Raw genomic sequence first — 23,084 nt, forward strand, 5'->3', positions numbered from 1 at the left:
CTCGACTTTAGCAGTCCGCAATAAAAAGGCCGGTTTCCCGGCCTTTTTGTATCGAACCCGATCTCAGCCGATCTTCTGGCCGGTCTTGGCCCAGTCGGCAGCGAACTGATCCAGGCCCTTGTCGGTCAACGGGTGCTTGACCAGCGCCTTCAGCGTCGCGGCCGGCGCGGTAACGACATCGGCGCCGATCAGGGCTGCCTGCTTGACGTGGTTCACGGTGCGAACCGAAGCGACGAGGATCTCGGTGTCGAAATCGTAATTGTCGTAGATCTGCCGGATCTCCTGGATCAGTTCCATGCCGTCCGCGCCGGTATCGTCGACGCGGCCGACGAAGGGCGAGATGAACGAGGCGCCGGCCTTGGCCGCCAGCAGCGCCTGGTTGGCCGAGAAGCACAGCGTTACATTGACCATGCGGTTCATCTCGGTGCGGATCGTCTTGCAGGCGCGCAGGCCGTCGAGCGTCAGCGGCACCTTGATGCAGACATTGTCGGCGATCTTGGCCAGGATGTTGGCCTCGGCCATCATGTCCTTGTATTCGACCGCAACAACCTCGGCCGAAACCGGGCCCTTGACGATGTCGCAGATCTGCTTGGTGACCTCGGCGATCTTGCCGCCGGATTTCAGGATCAGCGAGGGATTGGTGGTCACGCCGTCGAGCAGCCCCAGGTCGTTCAGTTCCTTGATGTCCTTGATGTCAGCGGTGTCGACAAAAAATTTCATGGGGGTCTCCTGAAAGATTTCCATGTGCATGCCATGCACATTCGGGGTTGCCCTTTGATCTAGACCAAAGTCGGGGCAAGGTCACGCCCGATGATCGAAGATTCGCCCTTTGTCGCAGCCGCGCCGGTGCTGGTGCCGATGCCCGCCGAACGGCCCTACACCTACGCTGTGCCCGCCGGCATGCGCGTGGTGCTGGGCTCGATCGTGCGCGTGCCGCTCGGTCCGCGCCAGGTTGCCGGCATCGTCTGGGATGGTGCGGTCGAGAATGTCGACGCCAAAAAGCTGCGCCCGATCGAACAGGTCTTCGACTGCCCGCCGATCGACCGCGGCATGCGCCGCTTTGTCGACTGGCTGGCGCAGTACACGCTGTCGCCGCCCGGCATGGTGGCGCGCATGCTGTTGCGCGCGCCGGAGGCGTTCGATCCCGAACCATGGATCGAGGGCCTGCAGCGGACCCTCGTCATGCCCGACCGGATGACGGATGCCAGGACGCGCGTGCTGGAGACGGCGGAAGGGGGGCTTGCCTGGACGCGATCCGGCCTGGCGCACGCGGCGGGCGTGTCGTCGACGGTGGTCGAGGGACTCAAGGCGCAAGGCGTGTTCGAGACGGTGATGATCCCGCCTCGACCGGTGGTCGCCGCGCCCGATCCCTCCTACGCCATGCCGGAGCTGATGCCGGACCAGGCAGACGCGGCCGCCATGCTGCGCGCCAATGTCGCGGCCGCTGCTTTCAACGTCACGCTGCTCGACGGCGTCACCGGCTCGGGCAAGACGGAAGTTTATTTCGAGGCGGTGGCGGCAGCCCTCGACCAGGGCAGGCAGGTGTTGATCCTGCTGCCGGAGATCGCGCTGACGCATGCCTTCCTCGAACGCTTCCAGCAGCGTTTCGGCGCCAAGCCGGCGGAATGGCATTCCGACCTGCCGCCTCGAATGCGCGAAAAGGTCTGGCGGCAGGTGGCGGAAGGCGGCGTGCGCGTCGTTGCCGGGGCGCGTTCGGCGCTGTTCCTGCCGTTCCGCGAGCTCGGGCTGATCGTCGTCGACGAGGAGCACGACCCCGCCTACAAGCAGGAGGATCGCGTCTTCTACAATGCGCGCGACATGGCGGTGGTGCGCGGCCATATCAGCGGCTTCCCGGTGGTGCTGGCGTCGGCGACGCCATCGGTCGAAAGCCGGGTCAATGCGCAGCAGGGCCGCTACAGCAGGGCGGTGCTGTCGGCGCGCTTTGCCGAAGCCGCGCTTCCCGATCTCAAGACGATCGACATGCGGCGCGCGCCGCCGGCCCGCGGCGGCTTTCTGTCGCCGCTGCTGATCGACCAGATGCAACGTACGCTGGAGAAGAAGGAGCAGTCGCTGCTGTTCCTCAACCGGCGCGGCTATGCGCCGCTGACGCTGTGCCGAGTCTGCGGCCACCGCTTCGGCTGCCCGGTTTGTTCGGCCTGGCTGGTCGAGCACCGCTTTCGCGGCCAACTCGTCTGCCATCATTGCGGGCACAATGAGAAGCGGCCGGAGGCTTGTCCGGAATGCGGCACGCTCGACCATCTGGTCGCCTGCGGGCCTGGCGTCGAGCGGATAGCTGAAGAAGTCGTGGCGCATTTCCCCGACGCGCGCACGATCGTCCTATCATCCGATTTGATGGGCGGGGTGCGCCGGCTGCGGCTGGAGCTCGAGGCCATCGCCAATGGCGAGGCCGACATCGTCATCGGCACGCAGCTGGTCGCCAAGGGCCATAACTTTCCCAACATGACGCTGGTCGGCGTCGTCGATGCCGATCTCGGCCTCGCCAATGGCGATCCGCGCGCCGCTGAGCGCACCTTCCAATTGCTCAGCCAGGTGACTGGACGCGCCGGCCGCACCGGCAAGAAGAGCCTCGGCCTGCTGCAGACTTTCCAGCCGGACCATCCGGTGATGCGGGCGATCGTCTCGGGCGATGCCGAGGCCTTTTACGAACGCGAGATCACTGAGCGCGAACGGGCAGCCCTGCCGCCCTTCGGCAGGCTTGCCGGCGTCATCGTCAGTGCGGTGACGCGGGCCGAGGCCGAAGGCCACGCGCGCGGCCTGCGCCGTGCAGCACCCCAGGCCAGCGACCTGTTCGTGCTCGGTCCGGCCGAGGCGCCGCTGTCGCTGCTCGGTGGGCGCCATCGTTTCCGTTTGCTGATCCAGGGTGAAAAGCGCGCCGACATCCAAGGCTTCATCCGCACCATGCTGGCCGAAGGGCCGAAGCAGCGCGGCTCGGTCCGCGTGCAGGTCGACATCGATCCGCAGAGCTTCTTGTAAGCACAAAGGCTGACGCCGCCGCCGGCCGCCCGTAAGCCGTTTGTCAAGAAAACTCAGCATCTTAGTGCCGGCTAAAATGCGCGCCGTTCATGTACCCGGCTCCCATCCGTTCGCTGACTAATCCTGATTTGAAAAGCCACAAATAAATGTTGACTCGTTTTATCATGAATTATAACTGGGCCTTTCCGCTCTGGCGCTGGGGACCAGGGCATGGATGGGGACAGCATGCGCAGATTTTTCAGTACGCTTCTTTGGTCATCGGCTTTGGGTTCGTCGATTATGGCAGGCGCGGCATTTGCCCAGGAAACCGCTCCGACAGACCAGCAGGGAGCCACCGTGCTCGACCAGATCCTGGTCACCGGCCGCAATGAAAGGTCGATTTCCAGCGTCGCCCAGTCTGTCCAGGTCGTGGAACAGGAACAGGTCGAGGAAGCAACGCAGGAAAATATCGACGCCGCGACCCTGATCAGCCGCATCGTCCCCGGCTACGCGCCACGCAACCAGACCATTTCCGGCGCTTCGGAAACCTTCCGCGGGCGCAGCGTTCTCATCATGGTCGACGGTGTGCCGCGCAACACACCGCTGCGGGACGTCTCACGCATCCTGTCGATGATCGACCTGAATTCGGTCGAGCGCATCGAAGTCATCAATGGCGCGTCCAGCCTTTATGGCGCCGGGGCCACCGGCGGCACGATCAACTTCATCACCAAGCGCGGCGATAGCGACAAGCCGAAGGTGACAGTGCGCACCGGCGTCACCGCCTTCACCGAGAATCCCGGCAAATCGGCCGGGCCCAGCACCAGCGTCTCGGTCGAGGGCAAGAAAGGCGATTTCGACTATTTCTTCTCGGCGTCCGGCGATCTGTCGCGTCGCACCTATGACGGCCACGGCAACGAGGTGGCTTCGGACGCCATGCTTGGCCAAGGCGGCGGCGACCGCACCGGCACGGGCAATCTGTTCGGCGTGGCCGGCTACCAGTTCGATTCCAGGCGCTTCGAGGCCAGCGTCGACTGGACCTATGCCAACCAGAAGCCGGACTGGTTCACCGATTACACGACCAATCCCGTCTCCCCGGATTTCGGCGATCCCTATGAAGGCAAGCCGCTGAAGGAAGATTCGAAATATCTGACCGCCAAATACACCGACAGCGACTTCGCGCTCGGAAACCTCGAGGTCAAGGCGTTCTACAACGACATCTTCAAGCAGTCGCCCTTTACCAAATTCTCGGCCGTCAACAGCCAGGTGTATTTACCGACGAACCCGACGCGGCCGGTGATCCTGCCGCCGGGTACGGACCCGACCGCCGACTTCAACCAGACGGCGCTGCAATCGCGGCGCAGCGGCGTCAACCTGACCGTCAACACTCCGATGGACTTTATCACTCAGGGCAGCACGCTGACCTGGGGCGCCGACTACGTCTTCGATGCCACCGATCAGCAGCTGACCAACGGCCAGGACGCCATCTCGCCCACGACCCAGAACTCGGTCGCCTTGTTTGCGCAGGGCGAAATTCCGGTGACGGATCGCTTTCGCATCAGCGGCGGCGCGCGCTACGACCAGTTTTATCTCAACGTTGAAGACTTCACCCGGCCTGCCGCTGCCGTTCTGCTCGGCCGGAACATTATCGGCCTGCCGGCGATCCAGGTGACCGGCGGCTCGTTCGACTACGACGCCGTCACCTTCAACGCCGGCGCCGTCTACGATCTGACCGAAAGGATGCAGCTTTTCGGCAATTTCTCGCAAGGCTACAGCCTGACCGACATTGGCGGCTTCACCCGCCGGGCCGGGTTGAACTCCAACGCCGAAACCTGCGACGCCTATGGCACCGCCATCCGGCCGCTGCTGCCGTGCACCAACGCGCCGGATTACGCGATCAGCTATGCCGATATCGCGCCTGAACCCCAGCTGGTGAACACCTGGGAAGCCGGTCTGCGCGGCGACTGGGGCGACTATCGCGGCGGCGTCAGCGCCTATCTGTCGACCTCGGACAACGGCGTCAGCTACGACATCGTCAACAACCGGGTATCGCAGCAGAAGGAACGCATCTGGGGCGTGGAAGCCAATCTCGAGGCAGATCTCAGCGGCATGTTTACGCTGGGCGGATCGGTCGGCTATGTCGAAGGCAAATACGATGCGGATCACGACGGCCACATCGAAGCTAACGAGTATCTGCCGAACAACCGTATCCCCTCGACCTACAAGGGCCTGGTCTATCTCACCACCCGTTTCGAGAACGAGCTGACCCTGCGCAGCGAGTTGGAGCTGTTTTCCGGGCGCGACCGCATCGCCACCCAGGACCTGGACGGCGCTGCGCTGGTCAATCTCGCCGTATCGAAGACGTTCGCCAATGAAAGCGTGCTGAACCTTGCCGTGCGCAATGTGTTCGACACCTACTACATCAACCCTTCCGCATCGGCGACGCGCGGCGCCGACGTTCCGGGGCTGGGGCGTTCGGTCGCTCTGTCCTACCAGATCACATTCTGAGGGCGGCGATGGCGGTGTCTCTCCAACGAAACGGTGCATTGGTCTCGCTGCTGGCAGAAGCGCCCGCCGATCCGGCGGATGGCGCGCGCTATATCGAGGCGCTCGGCCGCCTTTCGCAGGAACTAGAGCCGTTCGTGCTGCTGGTCGATATCGGCATCGAGATCGCGCTGAGCGACGCCCAGCGCAAGGCGCAAAACCTCTGGTACAAGGCGGAACGCGAGCAGCTCGAAAAGATCTGTCGCGCCTGCGCACTGGTGCGCACCGCCGCCGACGAGAACATGCAGCGCGTCTGGCAAAGCCTGTTCGGCTTTCCAGTGCTCGTCACCCGCAGCCGGGCGGAGGCCGGCGCCTTCCTGAACGGTTACGCACCGAAGGACTATCTCAAATGAGCGGCGACACAGACCGGCCGGCGCCCGCCGGGCTTTCGCGCCTGCGGCTTTTCGTCGTTCTCGCCTGCCTTTATCTGGCGCAGGCCATCCCGAGCTATCTGTTTGCCGCGACGATCCCGCCGATCCTGCGCGAGCAAGGCGTGTCGCGCACCGCCATCGGCATGATGGCGCTGCTGATGCTGCCGCTGGTGCTGAAATTCCTGTGGGCGCCGCTGGTCGATCACTTTCGGCCAGTGGCCCGCGCCCATCGCGCCGGCTGGGTCATCATCACCCAGATCGGCGTCATCGCCGGCATCGCGGCCATGCTTTGGATCGAGCCGACCGATGTCGCCGGTATCTTTGCCGTCGGCCTTGTCGTGAGCCTGTTGATGTCGACCCAGGACATCGCCACCGACGGCTACGCGGCCAAATATCTCGACCCGAAGGACAGGCCGATCGGCAATGCGATCCAGGGCGGCGCCGTCGCGCTCGGCGTCGTTCTCGGCGGCACGCTCGGCCTGTTGGCTTATCATCATGCCGGCTGGCAAACCATGGTGGCCATGGTGGCCGCGCTGTCCATCATCCCGCTGGTCGCCGCCTTCGCCATGCGCGAGACCGATCCCGTCGCCAGCGCGCCGCAGGCGGCCATCGACCGCCCCTCGATCCTGCGCTTTCTGCGCCGGCCGGAGGCACGCCAGATCCTGTGGATCGCGCTCATCTACCGCGCCAGCGAGGGGCTGGTGAAGTCGATGGAAGGCTCCTATCTCGTCGATGCCGGCGTGCCGCTCGACATCATCGGTTATCTCTCGGGCGGTGCCGCGCTCACCGTCGGGCTCGGCGGCTCGGCGCTGGCGGCGTGGCTGCTGCACAACAGGGGCGCCGCCTCGGTGCTCGGCCTGCTCGGCGCGCTGCGAACCATCTGCTTCCTGATCTTCGCGCTGCACGCTTTCGGCGCTATCGCCGGCTTCTGGCCGATCTTCGGCGCCTCGTTCCTGCAGACGCTGGTGCGCTACATGGAGATCGTGGCGCTCTACAGCCTGTTCATGTCCGTCACGTCGTCGGACCAACCCGGCACCGATTTCACCATCCTGTCCTGCGCCCAGCTCATCGTCTACCTCGTCGGCTCCATGCTTGCCGGCCGCCTTGCCGACATGCTCGGCTACTCCGCGTTGTTCAACCTGGCGACAGTGCTGTCGGGCATCGCCGTGGTGGCGACCTATCGCATGCTGAATGCCCATTTCGCCAATGCCGCAAAGACCCAGCCAGGAACGCCGATGCCGCTGCCGGAGGTCGCCGAATGAGCGCGGGTTCGCTAGTGCTTATGAACCATGGCTGCAAGACCGGCGGCGGCCAGAGCCAGCGCCGCGCAGCCGGCCAGCGGCGCAAAGGGCCAGAGCGTGAAGGCGAAGCCGCCGGCCAATGCGCCGATGCTCTGGCCGAGCACATGGGTGCTGGTGAGCCAGCCGGCCGCCGCGCCCTGCTCGCCGGGCTCCAGGCGCTTCATCAGCCAGGCGGTGTAGCCGGGTGTAGCCAGGGCAATGCCGGCCGCCGCCACCACCAGAGACGCTGCCGAGGCAACATGGCTGGCCGTGACGGCCAGCGCCGTCATGCCGACGCAAACCATGAGACAGCCGACGATGACGCTGTTGCGCTCCGCCAGCCGCAGGCGCGCCATGAGCAGTCCCTGGACCAGAACCATGACGACGGCGACCAGCATCAGGGCCAGGCCGGCCACCGTCGTGGCCTGCGTCGCACCAAGGCCAAAACGCTGCTGGGTCATCGGGCCGAGCATCATCTGCACCTGTCCGAAGCCGAGCGTCAGGCACAAGCCCATCGCCAGGCAAGGCAGAGCGCGGCGATCGAAGGGCGATATTCCACGGCCGACGTCGGCCGCCCTGCCGTCGGTCCGTCCGCCGGCTTCCCCTTTGCCCCGCGCGAGCCACAGCAACAGCGGGCTGAACAGGAACAGGATGGGCGGCAGCAGCGGCGACAGGACGGCAGCCGTTGCCGCCAGCGCGCCGGCCAGCCGCCCCATGCTGACGCCGGCGCCAAGCAGTCCCAGCGCGGCCTGTCGCCTGTCATCGGCAACCGAGCGGCTGGCCCAGACCTGCGCCGTCGGCATGACGCCGGACGCGGCAAAACCGTACACGGTTCGCGAAAGCATCAGCAAAGCGATGCCCAGCGCGGCTCCCGTGCCGGCTATCAGCAGAATGGCGAACACCGCCTGGCCGGCCAGCATGGCGAGGCCGAGCAAGCGCAGCAGCCTGGCATGGCCAAGCCGCTCGCCCATGCGACCCCACAGCGGCGAGCCGACCAGAAAGGCCGCCGCGCCGACAGCAGTTGCCGCGCCGATGGCAAACGTGTCGAGCCTCAGCCGCTCCATCACCAGGGGAACGAGCGATACGAAGGCCGACTGGCCGAAGCCGATTGCCGAGACCGCGATTGCCAGGCGGCGCAGAAGCGAAGATCGATTTTTCATACCGGTCGTCATAACGCGAAGCTTATTTCCTGGTTATAATAAATAATCAACAGAAATGTTCTAATAACGACAGCGTACAAGATATAATACTACAGTATTGTGTGGATTTATGAGGATGCACATGGAACAAGTAAAACCAGAATCTTCCTCTGCATTAAGCCCGTTCCTCAACGCGTTGCTGCGGGAATGGGATGGCTGGGAATTCGTCGACGCCAGCCAAACCGGGCTGTTTCGGCCGCAGGCGGCCGTGCTGCGTCTGAATTTCCCTGCCTCGCGCGCGGCGGTGCTCGTCGAGGCGCGGCATCGCTCGAAGGTTGGTTACCACGATTTCGCGATGCCGCTCTGGCGCCTCGATATTAGTAACGAGGGGGCCGATGGCGAAGCGACCGAGATCGACCTTTTCAGCCTTCTGGCGCTGATCCTGGCGGATCCCGGCATTGCCGGCCGGGCGACAGCGAAAAGCCGGCTGACCTTCCTGCGCCGCAGCCTGGCCAGCATCGCCGCAATCGATGGGGCGACTGCGGCGCGGGGATCGTCGCGGCCCTTCTCCGAAGGCGATCCTGATTTCATCGATGCCGAAAGCGCCCTGCGCTTCGGCCATGCCGTGCATCCGGCGCCGATGAGTCGCGAAGAGTTCACGCACACGGATTCCGCGCGCTTCGGGCATGAATACTGCAATGCGTTCAAACTGCGCTGGTGGGCCGTCGCCCCGACCATCCTCACTGGAGGCAGCGTCGAGCCGCTAGATGTCACCGAGATGGTCCGCGGGCTTGCCGCCAGCGATCCGCAGCTGCTTGCTCGGGCTGGCAAGCAACAGGGCAAGGTTCTCGTTCCGATGCATCCGTGGCAGGCCGTACGGCTCATGCTGGAAGACCGCGTCGAGCGCCTGTTTCGCGCCGGTCGTATCGTCGATGTTGGGCTCGGCGGACCAGCGTGGCGGGCCACGACCTCGCTGCGCACGGTTCATTCGTCTGAAGCCGAGTGGATGCTGAAATTCTCGCTCAGCCTGCGCCTGACCAATTCCAGGCGCATCGTCGAGGAGCATGAGTGCCGGCGCGGCCTTTCGGTGCACCGGCTGGTCAAGGGCAAGCTTGGCGATGCCTTGCAGCGGCGCTGCCCGACCATGACGGTGCTGGGTGAGCCCGCCTGGTTCGGCCTGCGTGACGAAGACGGCCGGCTGATGACGGATACCATCGTCTCGTTTCGCGAAAATCCGTTTCGCGGCACGGGCAATCCGCCGGCTGCCGTTCTCGGCGCGCTTTGCGAGCGCCATCCCGGCCGTACCGAAAGCCATCTGTCCGACCTGGTCCACCGTATCGCCCGCGACGAGAAGCGACCTGTCGAGGAAACGGCGCGTTTGTGGTTCGAGCGTTTCCTTCATGCCGCCATCGAGCCGTTTATCGTTGCCTTCTCGGAATTCGGCCTGCTGTTCGGCGCCCATCAGCAGAACCTCGTCGTCGGCCTCGCCGGCGGCTGGCCGAATGCGCTCTATTTTCGCGACTGCCAGGGCACCGGTTATGTCGAGGAATTCCTGCCCAGGCTGCGCGAATTCGTGCCCGAGGCTGGTCAGGCGGGCGATCATGTCTTCCCAGCGGAAGCGGCCGCGAAGCTGTTCGGCTACTATCTGGTCGTCAATGGCGCTTTCGCCGCCGTCGCAGCCCTTGCGGCCGCTGGCCTCACCAACGAAGACGATCTGCTGGCGATATTCCGCCGCTCGCTCGAGCGGCTGGCCGCCACGCCGATGGCTGACCGGTCCTGCGTCGACTATTTGCTCAACGCGCCGACGCTCGCCGCCAAGGGCAATTTCCTGATCGCGCTGCGCGACATCAATGAGAACACCGAAGTGACCGACCCGCTGGCAGGTTACGTCGAGCTTCCGAACCCCCTGCATGTGAGAGAATACGCATGAACATCGAGGCTGCGAAAAACTGGTCACCCGCCACCGTCGCCGGCAACGAAGGATGGCAGCATCTGGCCTCGGCCGCGGAGCCGCTCGCCATCCGTGCCGGCGATGGCCATGTCAGCCTGGTCAACGCTGAGGGAACAGCGGTGGGACAGGCCCGCATCTCCGACGCGGATGGCCGCCTGCTCATCGACGATGTCGCGTTCATTGGCGGCCGCCTCGACCAACCGCAAATCCTGGCAGGTCTCGTCGACGCCGCGCTGCGCCTGCATCCTTCCTTCGACTGCGCCTTCCTGCCGGCGGCCAAGACGCTGTGGCCGGTTTCGGCGCTGGCCACCGAGACGGTTCCGGGTGAACCGGAATGCGCCGTCATCCATCGCTCGGTCCTGCGCCAGCTGCCGCTGCTGTGGCGCAGCCAGGCCTCGCATGTCACCTATCCGGCATTGACGACCGCTATCGGCCCGGAAGACCGGCTGCCGCCATTGCGCCAACCGCGCCCCTGCGGCCCGATGTACGAACGCTGGATTCCGGAAATCGGCCTCACCGTGTCGCTGCGGCCGATCGACCGCCGGACCGATCTCGACCTCTTCCATCGCTGGATGAACGATGGCCGCGTCGCCTTCTTCTGGGAACTTGCCCAGAGCCATGAGGATCTCGACAAATATCTCGCCGAGCAGGAAAGCGATCCGCATATTTTCGGCGTCATCGCCAGCTTCGACGGCGAGCCGACCGGCTATTTCGAGTTCTACTGGGCCAAGGAGGACCGGCTCGGGCCCTATTATGAGCCGCTCGACTGGGACCGCGGCTGGCATGGGCTGATCGGCAATATGCGCCATCTCGGCCGGCCGAAGACGCTGTCACTGTTCCGCTCCGTCACCCACTATCTGTTCCTCGACGAGCCGCGCACGCAGCGCGTCGTCGGCGAGCCACGCGCCGCGCACCAGAAGATGCTGAGCTATTGCGCCGGCGCCGCCTACGACAAGGTCAAGGAGTTCGACTTCCCGCACAAGCGCGCGGCGCTGGTCTGCTGCGAACGCGAGCGCTTCTTCCGCGAGGTGCCGCTGTGACGGTGCAGCAACCGATTGCCAAAGCGGGGGAGGCGACACGCTGGGCCGCGATCAACCGCGACGCCGTCGCCAAGGCCATTTCCGAACTGACCTTCGAGGAGTGCCTGTCGCCGCGCGAGCTTTCGCCCGGCCGATGGGAGCTGACGCCCGGCCCCGGCGTGACCTATCGCTTTGCCGCGACGCGGCGCCTGTGGGGCCAGATCGCCGTCCGTCCGGAGACGCTGACTCGCGACGCCGGCATCGAGCTGCCGGTCGACGATGCGGTCGCCTTCTTCGCCGACGCGCGCGAGACGCTCGGCATGTCGCCGGCAACATTCTGCACCTATGCGAAGGAGCTTTACAACACGCTGATGGCCGACATGCGGATCGCTAAGGCACGCGGCAATCGACCGGCCGCCGATCTAGCCGCGCTGCCGGATACCGAGTTGCAGGCATTGCTCGACGGCCATCCGAAGGCCCCTGCCAACAAGGGACGGCTTGGCTGGGGACGGGACGACTTCGAGCGCTACGCGCCAGAATCGGCCACCGCATTCCAGCTCTTCTGGCTTGCCGCCTCCAGCGATCGCTGCCTGCTGGCGCTTGACTGCGGGCTCGACGAAGAGGCGCTGCTGCAGGCCGCACTCGGCGACTACGAGCGCGCAAGGCTCGAAGCGGCTTTCAGCGCCGCCGGGATCTCGCGATCGACGCATAGGCTGCTGCCGGTCCACCCCTGGCAGTGGCAGGCGATGATCGCCTCGCAATATGGTAGCGAGATCGCCGCCGGCCGGCTGGTGCCGCTTGGCCAGTTCGGCGATCCGTTCCTGCCCTTGCAGTCGCTGCGCACGCTTGCCAATGTGGCACGGCCCGAGGCGCTGCACGTCAAGCTGCCGCTGACCGTCCTCAACACCTCAGCGTGGCGCGGCGTGCCGGGCAAATACATGGCGATCGGCGCCGATCTGTCGCGCTGGCTGGCCACGGTGGCGGCCGCGGACCCGGTGCTCAAGGACGTCAAGGTGCTGAAGGAAGTCGCCGGCGCCTTCTATCCGCATCCGCACTATACCGGCGTTGAAGGCGCGCCCTATCAGTTTTGCGAGATGCTGGGCGCCATATGGCGCGAAAGCCCCGAAAAGGATCTGACAGCGGGCCAGCGGCCGATGATGATGGGCGCCCTGCCGCAGCGCGACGCCCACGGCAGGCCGATCGCCAGCGCCCTGATGGAGCAGTCCGGCCTTGGTCCGGAGGCATGGCTCGATCGCCTGTTCTCCACGGCCTTCGTGCCGCTCTACCACTTCATGTGCCGTTACGGCGTCGGCTTCATCGCCCATGGCCAGAACGTCACCATCATCCTCGACGGAGCGACGCCTCTCGGCGTGGCGGTCAAGGATTTCCAGGGCGACCTCGATCTCGTCGACCAGCCGTTTCCCGAACTGGCCGGCCTCGACCCCAAAATCCTGTCGACGCTGAAGCGCCGGCCCCCGGCACATCTTCTCCAGCATTTGCAGACCGGCCACATCGTCAGCGTCCTGCGCTTCCTGTCCGAGGCGCTGGCCGCCTGGGACCGCTTCGACGAGAGGATTTTCTATGCCATCCTCGCCGGCGCCATCCGGCGCTACCAGGCGCAGAACCCGGATCTGTCGGAACGGTTCGCGCTTTTCGATCTGTTTGCGCCCAAGATTCCGCGCATCGCCATCAACAAGGTGCGGTTCGCGATCGGGTACGGCGACAGCGGCGAACGCCCTCTGCCTGACCTCGGCACACCGCTCGACAATCCGCTTAACCCCGAGTCAGCCCGGCGATCTCCCATCAGCCCAGCCAGCTCCACAAGGAGTTCGCCATGACCCATACGCTTGACCTCGCCGGCATCGGCATCGGGCCGTTCAACCTCAGCCTCGCCGCCCATCTCGATGCGGTGGACGGCGTCGACGCGCGCTTCTTCGACAGGGCGACGCGGCTCGAATGGCACCCGGGCATGATGCTGCCGGGCGTCGAACTGCAGACATCCTTCCTCAAGGATCTCGTCACCGCGACGCATCCGACCAGCCCATGGTCGTTCATGTCCTATCTGGTCGCGCAGAAGCGGTTCTATGAATTCCTCAACGCGGATTTCTCAGCCATCCCGCGGCCGGAATTCGCCCGCTATCTCGGATGGGTCGGCGAGAACTTGTCTTCGCTGCGCTTCGCCAGCGCCGTCGACCGGATCGACTTCGACGGAACGAATTTCAGGCTGCGTATCGGCCGCGAGCAGGTGAACGCGCGCAATCTCGCCATTGCCGTCGGGCTGGTGCCCAACATCCCCGCCTGGGCGCGGGCGGCGGCCTCCGATCAATGCTTCCACAACGCCCAGGCCGCCAACCGCCTCGATCGCCTGAGCGGACAGCGTGTCGCCGTGATCGGCGGTGGCCAGAGCGGCGCCGAAGTGCTTCTGCATCTGATCTCCTCCGACCGCTTCGCCGGCCGCGAAATCGAGTGGATCTCGATGCGGCCGAATTTCCTGCCACTGGACGACTCGCCTTTCACCGACGAACTCTTCACGCCGGGCTATGTCGAAAGCTTCCATCGGCTGCCGCAAGGGCGGCGTGAGACGATCCTGGAACAGCAACTGCTTGCCGGTGACGGCGCATCGACGAGCACACTGAAGGCGATCTATCGCCAGCTTTACACGCTGCGGCACCTCTCGGAGGAAACGACGGCGGTCAACATGACGCCGCACCGCGAAGTGCTGAACGTGACGCGGGAAGGCAGCGAATACCGGCTGATCATGCGCAACGGCTTCGACGGCGCCATCGAGACGCGCACCGTCGATGCGGTGGTTCTGGCCACCGGCTATGCCTTTGCCATTCCTGATTGCATGGCGCCGCTCATGAACAGGATCGCGCTGGACGAGCGCGGTCATTACAGGCTCAACGCCAGCTTCGAGGTCGAATGGGACGGGCCCGACGACCGCCGGATCTACGCGCTCAATGCCGGCCGGCTCAGCCATGGCATAGCCGAGCCGCAGCTCAGCCTGATGGCTTGGCGCAGCGCCAAGATCGTCAATTCGCTGCTCGGGCGGGCACAGTTCGATCTCGATCTGCCCGATCCGCCGGTTGCCTGGAGTTCAAGGCACACGACACAAAGCCTGCATCATCTCGGCGCCAATGCGAGGATGACCGAATCGGGCGCGCGGTGATGTTTGTGGAGGCGGGCCGAAGAGCGTGGTACGGCGCGCGTTAAGGTTGACATCGACCCGTAAAGCTTTTCTGTGAGAGAGATCGTTCGGTCCTGCTGGAGGCTCAGCGCATGAAAACCCTTGGCCTCATCGGCGGCATGAGCTGGGAATCGACGGCGATCTATTATCGCCTGCTCAACGAGATCGTGCGCGAGCGGCTGAGCGGGCTGCATTCGGCAAAGCTGTTGCTCTATTCCTTCGACTTCGCCGAAATCGCCGACCGGCAGCATCATGGCGACTGGGACAGTGCGGGCGTGCTGCTGGCGGATGCGGCGCGCAAGCTGGAGGCGGGCGGCGCAGAGGGGCTTTTGATCTGCACCAACACCATGCACAAGCTCGCCGACCGGGTGCAGGCGGCGGTGTCGATCCCGCTTATCCACATTGCCGACGCCACGGCCGTCGCGGTCAAGGGCGCCGGCGTCAAGCGGCCGGCGCTGCTGGCGACCCGCTTCACCATGGAGCAGGATTTCTACAAGGGCCGACTGACGGAGAAATACGGGCTGCAGCCCGTGGTGCCGGACCAGGCCGGGCGCGACATGGTGCACCAGGTAATCTACGACGAGCTCTGCCGGGGCATCGTCAGCGCGGCATCGAAGGCGGCCTATATCGACGAGGTCGCCCGTCTGCGACGCGATGAGAAGATCGATGGCGTCATCATGGGCTGCACCGAGATCACCATGTTGATTGGCGAGCGCGATTTCGACATTCCGGTGTTCGACACCACGCGCATCCATGCCGAGGCGGCGGTCGCATTCATGCTGCCCTGAAGGGCCAAAACAGAGATCAGGGCTGGGCGGCCACGGCGACATTGCCGCTGCCGACCACTTTCAGCTTCCATCGATCTGCTTCCGTGCCGGCCAGATTGAGGTGCCCGGTCAGGAAATAAAGGCGATCGGTGTCGGGGCCTTTGGCTGTGCAAAACCGGTCCTGCAGATAGGAGTGAGGCGTCGCCTGACAATACAGGTTGGCCACGATGCTGGCCGGACGCGCGCGCGGCCTAAACAGCCTTCCGCTCCTTCACGAATTGCGTGCCAAAACTGCCGCGCGCTTGACTTCTTTTTGCAGCGACATTCAATACATCCGGCATTGCTGTGAGGGGATGAAAGCAAGATGGAATTTGCGTTTCCGTGGCCGACCAGCCAGGGCGAATGGCTGGCTTGGTCCAGCGCCGTCGTCACCTTGGCGCTCGGTCTGCTGTTTTTCCTCGCGCCAGGGCTGGCATTTCGGATTCTGCGGCTGCAGGTCCGGCCCGAAAGGGCAGCGGCAATCGCGGAAGGGCGCGGCCGGATGTCGGGCTTCTATCTCGGCGTCAGCCTGTGCTGCATTCTGTTGGCGCAGCCGTGGCTCTATATGGCACTCGGCTTTTCCTGGCTGTTCACCGCTTTTGGCCGTTTGCTGTCTATGATGTCGGACGGCGCCAACACGCCTTTCAACTGGGCGTCGATCGTCGTCGAACTCGTCCTGGCCGCGTTGCCGCTTGCCTTCGTCTTCGGCTTTCTGCCCTGAATCGGCAGCCAATCCAAAGGCTTCGGTTGAACTCTGCGGCCGGATGCGACAATAGTGCCCGAAAAGCATGCGGGACGACGCATTGCGGTCTTAAAATGCCTGTGCTAGACGGCAATCGACTTTCGGCCGGGGATAGCGGAAGCCGCGCCTCCGTGCTTGGAAAAACTTAGTAAGGTCAAAGATTTAGCCAGAGTTTTTGCTCGCGCCAACAATCTGCGGCCCCTCAGACAAGAGAAAAGACGGTCCGTGGCTCAATCGTCATCGCCAATCTCGGGTGTCGCAGAACGCTACGCGGGTTCGCTGTTCGAACTTGCGCGGCAGTCGAATTCGGTGGCCAAGGTCGAGGCCGACCTCGACAGTTTCGCCAGGATGCTGGATGACAGCGCCGACCTGACGCGCCTCATCAACAGCCCGGTGTTCTCCAGCGAGGACCAGGCCAAGGCAATCGCGTCGATCGCCGACAAGGCCGGCATCACCGGCCTGACCGGCAATTTCCTGCGCGTCGTCGCCCGCAACCGCCGGCTCTTCGCGGTGCCCGGCATGATCAAGGCTTTTCGCAAGATCGCCGCCGAACAGCGCGGTGAGACATCAGCCGAGGTCACTTCGGCGCATGAACTGACGGCTGCCCAGCAGACCGAACTCAAGGCCGCGCTGAAAGGCGTCGCCGGCAAGGACGTGGCCATCACTGTTACCGTCGATCCGTCGCTGCTCGGCGGGCTGGTGGTCAAGATGGGCTCGCGCCAGATCGATACGTCGCTCAAAACCAAACTCAATTCGCTCAAGCTTGCACTGAAAGAGGTCGGCTGATGGACATCCGCGCCGCGGAAATTTCCGCAATTCTCAAAGACCAGATCAAGAATTTCGGCAAGGAGGCCGAGGTCTCCGAAGTCGGCCAGGTGCTGTCCGTCGGTGACGGTATCGCTCGCGTCTACGGCCTCGACAATGTCCAGGCCGGCGAAATGGTCGAATTCCCCGGCGGCATCCGCGGCATGGCGCTCAACCTCGAAGCCGACAATGTCGGCGTCGTCATCTTCGGCGCCGACCGCGACATCAAGGAAGGCGACATCGTCAAACGCACCGGCGCCATCGTCGATACGCCTGTCGGCATGGGCCTGCTCGGCCGCGTCGTCGACGCGCTCGGGAATCCGATCGACGGCAAGGGCCCGATCAAGGCGACCGAACGCAAGCGCGTCGACGTCAAGGCGCCAGGCATCATCCCGCGCAAGTCGGTCAACGAGCCGATGTCGACCGGCCTCAAGGCCATCGATGCGCTGATCCCCGTTGGCCGCGGCCAGCGCGAGCTGGTCATCGGCGATCGCCAGACCGGCAAGACCGCGATCATCCTCGACACGATGCTCAACCAGAAGGCCGTGCACGACAACGGGCCGGAAAAGGAAAAGCTCTACTGCGTCTACGTCGCCATCGGGCAGAAGCGCTCGACGGTCGCGCAGTTCGTGAAGGTTCTCGAAGAGCGCGGCGCCCTTGAATATTCGATCATCGTCGCCGCCACAGCTTCCGATCCGGCGCCGATGCAGTTCCTGGCGCCGTTCACCGGCGCCACCATGGGCGAATATTTCCGCGACAACGGCATGCATGCGCTGATCAGCTATGACGATCTGTCGAAGCAGGCCGTCGCCTATCGCCAGATGTCGCTCTTGCTGCGCCGCCCGCCGGGTCGCGAAGCCTATCCGGGCGACGTGTTCTACCTGCATTCGCGCCTGCTCGAGCGCGCCGCCAAGCTCAACGACGATCTGGGCGGCGGTTCGCTGACCGCGCTGCCGATCATCGAGACGCAGGCCAACGACGTGTCGGCCTACATCCCGACCAACGTGATCTCGATCACCGACGGCCAGATCTTCCTCGAAACCAACCTGTTCTTCCAGGGCATCCGTCCGGCGGTCAACGTCGGCCTGTCGGTGTCGCGCGTCGGTTCGTCGGCGCAAATCAAGGCGATGAAGCAGGTCGCCGGCTCGATCAAGGGCGAGCTCGCGCAGTACCGCGAAATGGCTGCGTTCGCGCAGTTCGGCTCCGATCTCGACGCCGCCACGCAGCGCCTGCTCAACCGCGGCTCGCGCCTGACCGAACTGTTGAAGCAGCCGCAGTTCTCGCCGCTCAAGGTCGAGGAGCAGGTCACGGTGATCTTCGCCGGCGTCAACGGCTATCTCGACAAGCTGGCGCTGAACCAGGTCGGCAAGTTCGAGCGCGGCCTGCTCAGCCATATGCGCTCGGCCGGCAAGGACGTGCTGGACGGCATCCGCAAGGAAAAGGCGCTGTCGGACGATCTGCGCGCCAAGCTGAAGGCCGAGATCGACGCCTTCGCCAAGACCTTCGCTTGAGAAGAAGCCGGACGCTCGGGATCAGGTTTGAAGCATGCCTTCATTAAAAGACCTTCGTAACCGTATCGCCTCGGTCAAGGCGACGCAGAAGATCACCAAGGCGATGCAGATGGTCGCCGCGGCGAAGCTGCGTCGCGCGCAGGAAGCAGCGGAGGCGGCGCGTCCCTATTCCGAGCGGATGGGTGCGGTGCTGGCCAATATCACGCAGGCGATCGGCGGCGGCGGCGATGCCCCGGCGCTGATGACCGGCACCGGCAAGGACGATGTGCATCTGCTCGTCGTCTGCACGGCCGAGCGCGGCCTGTGCGGCGGCTTCAACTCGCAGATCGCACGTCTGGCCCGCGACCATATCCGCCGGCTTCTGGCCGACGGCAAGCAGGTCAAGATCATCTGCGTCGGCAAGAAGGGTTTCGACATTCTGCGCCGAGACTATGCCTCGCTGATTATCGACCGCGTCGACCTACGCGATGTCAAGAAGCTCGGCTTCGTCAATGCCGATGCGATCGCCCGTAAGATCATCCATCTGTTCGGCGAAGGCGGCTTCGATATCTGCACGCTGTTTTATTCGCAGTTCAAGTCGGTGATCAGCCAGATTCCGACCGCGCAGCAGATCATTCCTGCCGGCGTGGCTTCGGCTCCCGCCGAAGCGACCGCCGGTGGCAATGCCGTCTACGAATACGAGCCGGAGCCGGGCGAGATCCTCACCGACCTCATTCCGCGCAACATCTCGGTCCAGGTCTTCCGCGCGCTGCTCGAAAACGCAGCCGGCGAGATGGGCGCCAAAATGAGCGCCATGGACAATGCAACGCGCAATGCCGGCGACATGATCAACAAACTGTCGATCACCTATAACCGCCAGCGGCAGGCGCAGATCACCAAGGAACTGATCGAAATCATTTCGGGCGCCGAAGCGCTCTAGGCGCGACCGCCAGGAGGTCATCGACCTTCTGATGGAGCGTGAGAAACAAAGGACGAGAAGGGTAAAGACGATGGCGAAAGCAGCGACCCCCGCGAAGACGGCCCCCAAAGCGGCCGCAAAGGCTCCGGCAGCAGCGGCGAAGGCCGCTCCGGCCAAGAAGGCGGCCGCGCCCGCCAAGGCCGCGGCCCCGGCAGCGAAGACGACGAGCGTTGCCGTCAAGAAGACCGGCGCCATCGGCAAGGTTCGCCAGGTCATCGGCGCCGTCGTCGACGTGCAGTTCGGCGATCATCTGCCGGCCATTTTGAACGCCATCGAAACCTCCAATGTCGGCAACCGCCTGGTGCTCGAAGTTGCCCAGCATCTGGGCGAAAACACCGTGCGCTGCATCGCCATGGATTCCACCGAAGGCCTGGTTCGCGGCCAGGACGTCTATGACACCGGCGCGCCGATCACCGTTCCGGTCGGCCCGGGCATGCTCGGCCGCATCATCAACGTCATCGGCGAGCCGGTCGACGAAGAAGGCCCGGTCGACGGCATCGAGATGCGCGCCATCCACCAGCCGGCGCCTACCTATGTCGAACAGTCGACGGAAGCGCAGATCCTGATCACCGGCATCAAGGTGCTCGACCTTCTGGCGCCCTACGCCCGCGGAGGCAAGATCGGCCTGTTCGGCGGCGCCGGCGTCGGCAAGACGGTTCTGATCCAGGAGCTGATCAACAACGTCGCCAAGGCGCATGGCGGCTTCTCGGTCTTCGCCGGCGTCGGCGAGCGCACCCGCGAGGGCAACGATCTTTATCACGAGTTCATCGAGTCCGGCGTCAACAAGAAGGGCGGCGGCGAAGGCTCCAAGGCGGCACTGGTCTATGGCCAGATGAACGAGCCGCCGGGCGCGCGTGCCCGCGTCGGCCTGACCGGCCTGACGGTCGCCGAATATTTCCGCGACCAGGGCCAGGACGTGCTGTTCTTCGTCGACAACATCTTCCGCTTCACGCAGGCCGGTTCTGAAGTGTCGGCGCTGCTCGGCCGTATTCCTTCGGCCGTGGGTTACCAGCCAACGCTGGCCACCGACATGGGTGCGCTGCAGGAACGCATCACCACAACGACCAAGGGTTCGATCACTTCGGTGCAGGCGATCTACGTGCCGGCCGACGATTTGACCGACCCGGCGCCTGCGACCTCGTTCGCCCACCTGGACGCGACGACCGTGCTCAACCGCGCGATCTCGGAAAAGGGCATCTACCCCGCCGTCGATCCGCTCGACTCGACCTCGCGCATGCTCGATCCGCTGGTCGTCGGCGAGGAGCACTATGCCGTCGCCCGCCAGGTGCAGTCGATCCTCCAGCGCTACAAGTCGCTGCAGGACATTATCGCCATCCTTGGCATGGATGAGCTGTCGGAAGAGGACAAGCAGACGGTGGCCCGCGCCCGCAAGATCGAGCGCTTCCTGTCGCAGCCGTTCTTCGTCGCCGAAGTGTTTACGGGTGCGCCGGGCAAGCTGGTCGACCTCGCCGACACAATCAAGGGCTTCAAGGGCCTCTGCAACGGCGACTACGATCACCTGCCGGAAGCCGCCTTCTACATGGTCGGCGGCATCGACGAAGCGGTCGAGAAGGCTCAGCGCCTGGCGGCTGAAGCAGCGTAATCAAGGCAATAGGGAGTAGTCAGTAGTCAGTAGTGAATAGCGGCCGGGTGATCAGGACAGCTGTCCTCTCCCTACTCCCTACTCACTATTCCCTACTCACTAAATTGACATGGCTGAAGCTTTCAAGTTCGAACTGGTCTCGCCGGAGCGCCTCCTGGTTTCCGAGCAGGTCGAGTCCGTCGTCATTCCAGGCGCCGAAGGTGAAATGACAGTCATGGCGCACCATGCGCCGGTCATGACCACGATCAAGCCGGGCGTCGTCACGCTGAAGACAGCGGCTGGCAAGGAAGAGCGCTATGTGGTGTTCGGCGGCTTTGCCGACATCGTCCCGGCCGGCTGCACGCTGCTGGCCGAATCGGCGGTCGCCGTCGGCGATATCGACCGCGCCGATCTCGCCCGCCGCATCCAGGAAGCCAAGGAAGACGCCGCCGACGCCAAGGACGACCAGAGCCGCAGCAAGGCGGAGCAGTTCCTTAGCCAGCTTACCACGCTCGAAGGCGCGCTGCTGCCGGCGTAAGCCGCAGAATGATTGGACGTGATCCGAGAGGTCATGGTCGGGCAAAGGTATGAAACAGGCCGGGCTTAAGCCCGGCTTTTTGTATCCGGGCGACGTCAGGTCACCTGGTCTTTCCCGGTACACCCAGTGCCGCGAGCGCGAGCGCCACCCCGCCCTGCAGGATATGCTCGCGATGGGCGGCAACCAGTTCGATCAGCGTCTGGCGCTCGGGGCTGCCGCTGGCGAAGCCGGCGAGGTCAAACACCGTCACCACCCGTTCCAGCGTCGGCTGCGCTCCGAGCGCGGCCAGCGTCGCGTCGAGCGGATCGGTGAAGTGGGCTTCCGGCAGGTCCTTGCCGCGCGCCTCGCAGGCGGCGATCCAGGCGGCGATCACCAGCGTCAGATGCTCCGGGACCAGGCCGGCCTGGATGCGCGCGATGGCGGTAGCGACAATGCGCTGCGGCAATTTCTGGCTGCCGTCATTGGCGATCTGCGCCGTGCGGTGGGCAAGCGCTGTGTTGGAGAAACGTTCGGCAAGTTCGGCCGTATAGGCTGACGTGTCGAGCCCGGCATCCCCAGGCAATGTCGGGATGGCCTCGGCCCAGAGCCGGTCGACGAACGCGCGGATCGCGGGATCCGCGAAGGCGCGGTCGACGGTGACGTGGCCGCTGAGCAGGCCGATATAGGCGATGCCCGAATGGGCGCCGTTGAGCAGCCGAAGCTTCATGTCCTCGAACGGCCGGACATCCTCGACCATGGTGACGCCGAATTTCTCCCAGGCCGGGCGGCCGGCTGGAAACCTGTTTTCGATCACCCATTGCCGGAACGGTTCGGTCATCACCGGCCAGGCGTCCTCGAGGCCGAGTTCGACCGCGATGCGCGCCCGGTCGGCATCGGTGGTTGCCGGCACGATGCGGTCGACCATGCTCGATGGGAATGCAACGTCATCGGCTATATGACCGGCGAGGGCAGCGTCGCCTGAAGCAGCAGCGCCGGCATCGCGCAGTTTTGCAAACCCGACCAGCAGCCGGTGCAGCGTGGCGCCATTGGCCGGAAGGTTGTCGCAGCACAGCACGGTGAAGGGCGGCGTGCCGGCGGCCCGGCGTCGCACCAGCGCTTCCGCCAGGAATCCATGCGCTGTCCTGGGAGATCCGGGATTGCCCAGATCGTGGACGATATCGGGATGGTTTTCGTCGAGGCTGCCGTCGGCGGCCCTGAGATAGGCCTTTTCGGTGATGGTCAGGGTGACGATGCGGGTGCGCGGGTCGGTCAGCGCGGCCAGCACCGCGCCGGGGTCTTCCGGCGCGACCAGCATCGACTGGATCGAGCCGATAATGTGCAGCGCTTCGCCATCGCTGCCGCGCACCGCCAGCGTGTAGAGCCCGTCCTGTGGCGTCAGCGCATCGCGCGTGTCGGGGCTGCGCAGCGAGACGCCGACAATGCCCCAGCCGGTCTCGCCGGCCGCTAGGCAGTCATCGACATAGGCGGCCTGATGGGCACGGTGGAAGGCTCCAACGCCGAGATGGACCATGCCTGGGGCGACACTGGCGCGATCATAGGGGGGGACCGCGACCGAGGCCGGCAAGGATTGCACTGTTGCTTTGGAAAGGCGTCTGCTGGTCATGGCGCGGCTTGTCGCTGGATGGTGTGCGGGGCGGGATCTGCTAGCGGCGTAACATCCGCTCTTCCGCCGCACAATGACC

General features: G+C 64.6%; 19 protein-coding genes. 15 read left to right on the plus strand and 4 right to left on the minus strand.

Annotation, left to right across the window (positions count from 1 at the left end; all coding sequences use genetic code 11):
• Nucleotides 1–63 precede the first annotated feature (63 nt).
• A complete protein-coding gene (gene fsa, locus NKJ76_RS15400) occupies nt 64–720 on the minus strand; it encodes a fructose-6-phosphate aldolase (protein WP_023688874.1) in 657 nt (218 codons plus the stop codon).
• A 90-nt stretch (nt 721–810) separates the two neighbouring features.
• Here fsa and NKJ76_RS15405 point away from each other — a divergent pair, with 90 nt between their 5' ends.
• From NKJ76_RS15405 to NKJ76_RS15420, 4 genes are all read left to right on the plus strand, one after another.
• On the plus strand, nt 811–2,994 hold the full coding sequence (locus NKJ76_RS15405; protein WP_352537800.1) for a primosomal protein N': 2,184 nt from the start codon (nt 811–813) through the stop codon (nt 2,992–2,994).
• Nucleotides 2,995–3,273: 279 nt separating this feature from the next.
• Nucleotides 3,274–5,478 (plus strand): TonB-dependent receptor, encoded by a 2,205-nt coding sequence (locus tag NKJ76_RS15410; RefSeq protein ID WP_352537801.1) that lies wholly within the window; start codon nt 3,274–3,276, stop codon nt 5,476–5,478.
• Nucleotides 5,479–5,486: 8 nt separating this feature from the next.
• Complete coding sequence (locus tag NKJ76_RS15415; protein WP_352512157.1) at nt 5,487–5,867, plus strand: hypothetical protein; 381 nt, start codon at nt 5,487–5,489, stop codon at nt 5,865–5,867.
• On the plus strand, nt 5,864–7,147 hold the full coding sequence (locus tag NKJ76_RS15420) for a RhtX/FptX family siderophore transporter (RefSeq protein WP_352537802.1): 1,284 nt from the start codon (nt 5,864–5,866) through the stop codon (nt 7,145–7,147). Before NKJ76_RS15415 ends, NKJ76_RS15420 begins: the two co-directional genes overlap by 4 nt.
• 11 nt (nt 7,148–7,158) lie before the next feature.
• Here NKJ76_RS15420 and NKJ76_RS15425 read toward each other — a convergent pair whose 3' ends face one another.
• Nucleotides 7,159–8,325 carry an MFS transporter gene (locus NKJ76_RS15425; RefSeq protein WP_352537803.1) on the minus strand — a complete coding sequence of 389 codons (1,167 nt, stop codon included), beginning with the start codon at nt 8,323–8,325 and terminating at the stop codon, nt 7,159–7,161.
• Between the two features lie 121 nt (nt 8,326–8,446).
• Between NKJ76_RS15425 and NKJ76_RS15430 the strand changes: the two genes are divergently transcribed.
• The 5 genes from NKJ76_RS15430 (at nt 8,447) to NKJ76_RS15450 (ending at nt 15,249) form a co-directional block, all read left to right on the plus strand.
• The gene (locus tag NKJ76_RS15430; RefSeq protein ID WP_352537804.1) at nt 8,447–10,234 is read left to right on the plus strand and encodes an IucA/IucC family protein; all 1,788 of its coding nucleotides are present in this window, start codon (nt 8,447–8,449) and stop codon (nt 10,232–10,234) included.
• Entirely contained in the window at nt 10,231–11,295 is a 1,065-nt protein-coding gene (locus tag NKJ76_RS15435) for a GNAT family N-acetyltransferase (protein ID WP_023684094.1), read from the plus strand. Before NKJ76_RS15430 ends, NKJ76_RS15435 begins: the two co-directional genes overlap by 4 nt.
• The gene (locus NKJ76_RS15440) at nt 11,292–13,112 is read left to right on the plus strand and encodes an IucA/IucC family protein (protein WP_352537805.1); all 1,821 of its coding nucleotides are present in this window, start codon (nt 11,292–11,294) and stop codon (nt 13,110–13,112) included. The genes NKJ76_RS15435 and NKJ76_RS15440 overlap by 4 nt, the downstream gene beginning before the upstream one ends.
• The gene (locus tag NKJ76_RS15445; RefSeq protein WP_023726134.1) at nt 13,109–14,443 is read left to right on the plus strand and encodes a lysine N(6)-hydroxylase/L-ornithine N(5)-oxygenase family protein; all 1,335 of its coding nucleotides are present in this window, start codon (nt 13,109–13,111) and stop codon (nt 14,441–14,443) included. Before NKJ76_RS15440 ends, NKJ76_RS15445 begins: the two co-directional genes overlap by 4 nt.
• Before the next feature lie 110 nt (nt 14,444–14,553).
• Entirely contained in the window at nt 14,554–15,249 is a 696-nt protein-coding gene (locus tag NKJ76_RS15450; protein ID WP_023726135.1) for an aspartate/glutamate racemase family protein, read from the plus strand.
• Between the two features lie 16 nt (nt 15,250–15,265).
• On the opposite strand, the gene NKJ76_RS15455 is transcribed toward NKJ76_RS15450, so the two are convergent.
• Nucleotides 15,266–15,454 carry a hypothetical protein gene (locus NKJ76_RS15455; protein ID WP_023726136.1) on the minus strand — a complete coding sequence of 63 codons (189 nt, stop codon included), beginning with the start codon at nt 15,452–15,454 and terminating at the stop codon, nt 15,266–15,268.
• Between the two features lie 138 nt (nt 15,455–15,592).
• Between NKJ76_RS15455 and NKJ76_RS15460 the strand changes: the two genes are divergently transcribed.
• From NKJ76_RS15460 to NKJ76_RS15485, 6 genes are all read left to right on the plus strand, one after another.
• The gene (locus tag NKJ76_RS15460) at nt 15,593–15,988 is read left to right on the plus strand and encodes an AGROH133_08824 family phage infection protein (RefSeq protein ID WP_023684099.1); all 396 of its coding nucleotides are present in this window, start codon (nt 15,593–15,595) and stop codon (nt 15,986–15,988) included.
• A 246-nt stretch (nt 15,989–16,234) separates the two neighbouring features.
• Nucleotides 16,235–16,795, plus strand: a complete 561-nt coding sequence (locus tag NKJ76_RS15465) for a F0F1 ATP synthase subunit delta (protein WP_023688887.1) — start codon at nt 16,235–16,237, stop codon at nt 16,793–16,795.
• Nucleotides 16,795–18,324, plus strand: a complete 1,530-nt coding sequence (gene atpA, locus NKJ76_RS15470) for a F0F1 ATP synthase subunit alpha (RefSeq protein WP_352537806.1) — start codon at nt 16,795–16,797, stop codon at nt 18,322–18,324. Before NKJ76_RS15465 ends, atpA begins: the two co-directional genes overlap by 1 nt.
• A gap of 34 nt (nt 18,325–18,358) precedes the next feature.
• Nucleotides 18,359–19,243, plus strand: coding sequence for a F0F1 ATP synthase subunit gamma (locus NKJ76_RS15475; RefSeq protein WP_023668672.1), 885 nt, complete (start codon nt 18,359–18,361; stop codon nt 19,241–19,243).
• A 70-nt stretch (nt 19,244–19,313) separates the two neighbouring features.
• Entirely contained in the window at nt 19,314–20,885 is a 1,572-nt protein-coding gene (gene atpD / locus NKJ76_RS15480) for a F0F1 ATP synthase subunit beta (RefSeq protein WP_023668673.1), read from the plus strand.
• A gap of 109 nt (nt 20,886–20,994) precedes the next feature.
• Complete coding sequence (locus NKJ76_RS15485; RefSeq protein ID WP_352497658.1) at nt 20,995–21,402, plus strand: F0F1 ATP synthase subunit epsilon; 408 nt, start codon at nt 20,995–20,997, stop codon at nt 21,400–21,402.
• A gap of 100 nt (nt 21,403–21,502) precedes the next feature.
• Here NKJ76_RS15485 and NKJ76_RS15490 read toward each other — a convergent pair whose 3' ends face one another.
• A complete protein-coding gene (locus NKJ76_RS15490; RefSeq protein ID WP_352537807.1) occupies nt 21,503–23,005 on the minus strand; it encodes a mannitol dehydrogenase family protein in 1,503 nt (500 codons plus the stop codon).
• Between the last annotated feature and the right edge of the window lie 79 nt (nt 23,006–23,084).

Origin of the sequence: Mesorhizobium sp. M0029 (genome assembly GCF_040323735.1) — a bacterium.
In the GTDB taxonomy this organism is placed as follows: domain Bacteria; phylum Pseudomonadota; class Alphaproteobacteria; order Rhizobiales; family Rhizobiaceae; genus Mesorhizobium.

Excerpts from the sequence above, each read along its gene's own strand:
- fsa (WP_023688874.1), bottom strand. The coding sequence starts at position 720 with ATGAAATTTTTTGTCGACACCGCTGACATCAAGGACATCAAGGAACTG.
- NKJ76_RS15425 (WP_352537803.1), bottom strand. The coding sequence starts at position 8,325 with ATGAAAAATCGATCTTCGCTTCTGCGCCGCCTGGCAATCGCGGTCTCG.
- NKJ76_RS15475 (WP_023668672.1), top strand. The coding sequence starts at position 18,359 with ATGCCTTCATTAAAAGACCTTCGTAACCGTATCGCCTCGGTCAAGGCG.
- atpD (WP_023668673.1), top strand. The coding sequence starts at position 19,314 with ATGGCGAAAGCAGCGACCCCCGCGAAGACGGCCCCCAAAGCGGCCGCA.
- NKJ76_RS15435 (WP_023684094.1), top strand. The coding sequence starts at position 10,231 with ATGAACATCGAGGCTGCGAAAAACTGGTCACCCGCCACCGTCGCCGGC.
- NKJ76_RS15485 (WP_352497658.1), top strand. The coding sequence starts at position 20,995 with ATGGCTGAAGCTTTCAAGTTCGAACTGGTCTCGCCGGAGCGCCTCCTG.
- NKJ76_RS15490 (WP_352537807.1), bottom strand. The coding sequence starts at position 23,005 with ATGACCAGCAGACGCCTTTCCAAAGCAACAGTGCAATCCTTGCCGGCC.
- NKJ76_RS15410 (WP_352537801.1), top strand. The coding sequence starts at position 3,274 with ATGGCAGGCGCGGCATTTGCCCAGGAAACCGCTCCGACAGACCAGCAG.
- NKJ76_RS15445 (WP_023726134.1), top strand. The coding sequence starts at position 13,109 with ATGACCCATACGCTTGACCTCGCCGGCATCGGCATCGGGCCGTTCAAC.
- NKJ76_RS15460 (WP_023684099.1), top strand. The coding sequence starts at position 15,593 with ATGGAATTTGCGTTTCCGTGGCCGACCAGCCAGGGCGAATGGCTGGCT.
- NKJ76_RS15420 (WP_352537802.1), top strand. The coding sequence starts at position 5,864 with ATGAGCGGCGACACAGACCGGCCGGCGCCCGCCGGGCTTTCGCGCCTG.
- NKJ76_RS15405 (WP_352537800.1), top strand. The coding sequence starts at position 811 with ATGATCGAAGATTCGCCCTTTGTCGCAGCCGCGCCGGTGCTGGTGCCG.
- NKJ76_RS15450 (WP_023726135.1), top strand. The coding sequence starts at position 14,554 with ATGAAAACCCTTGGCCTCATCGGCGGCATGAGCTGGGAATCGACGGCG.
- atpA (WP_352537806.1), top strand. The coding sequence starts at position 16,795 with ATGGACATCCGCGCCGCGGAAATTTCCGCAATTCTCAAAGACCAGATC.
- NKJ76_RS15415 (WP_352512157.1), top strand. The coding sequence starts at position 5,487 with ATGGCGGTGTCTCTCCAACGAAACGGTGCATTGGTCTCGCTGCTGGCA.
- NKJ76_RS15430 (WP_352537804.1), top strand. The coding sequence starts at position 8,447 with ATGGAACAAGTAAAACCAGAATCTTCCTCTGCATTAAGCCCGTTCCTC.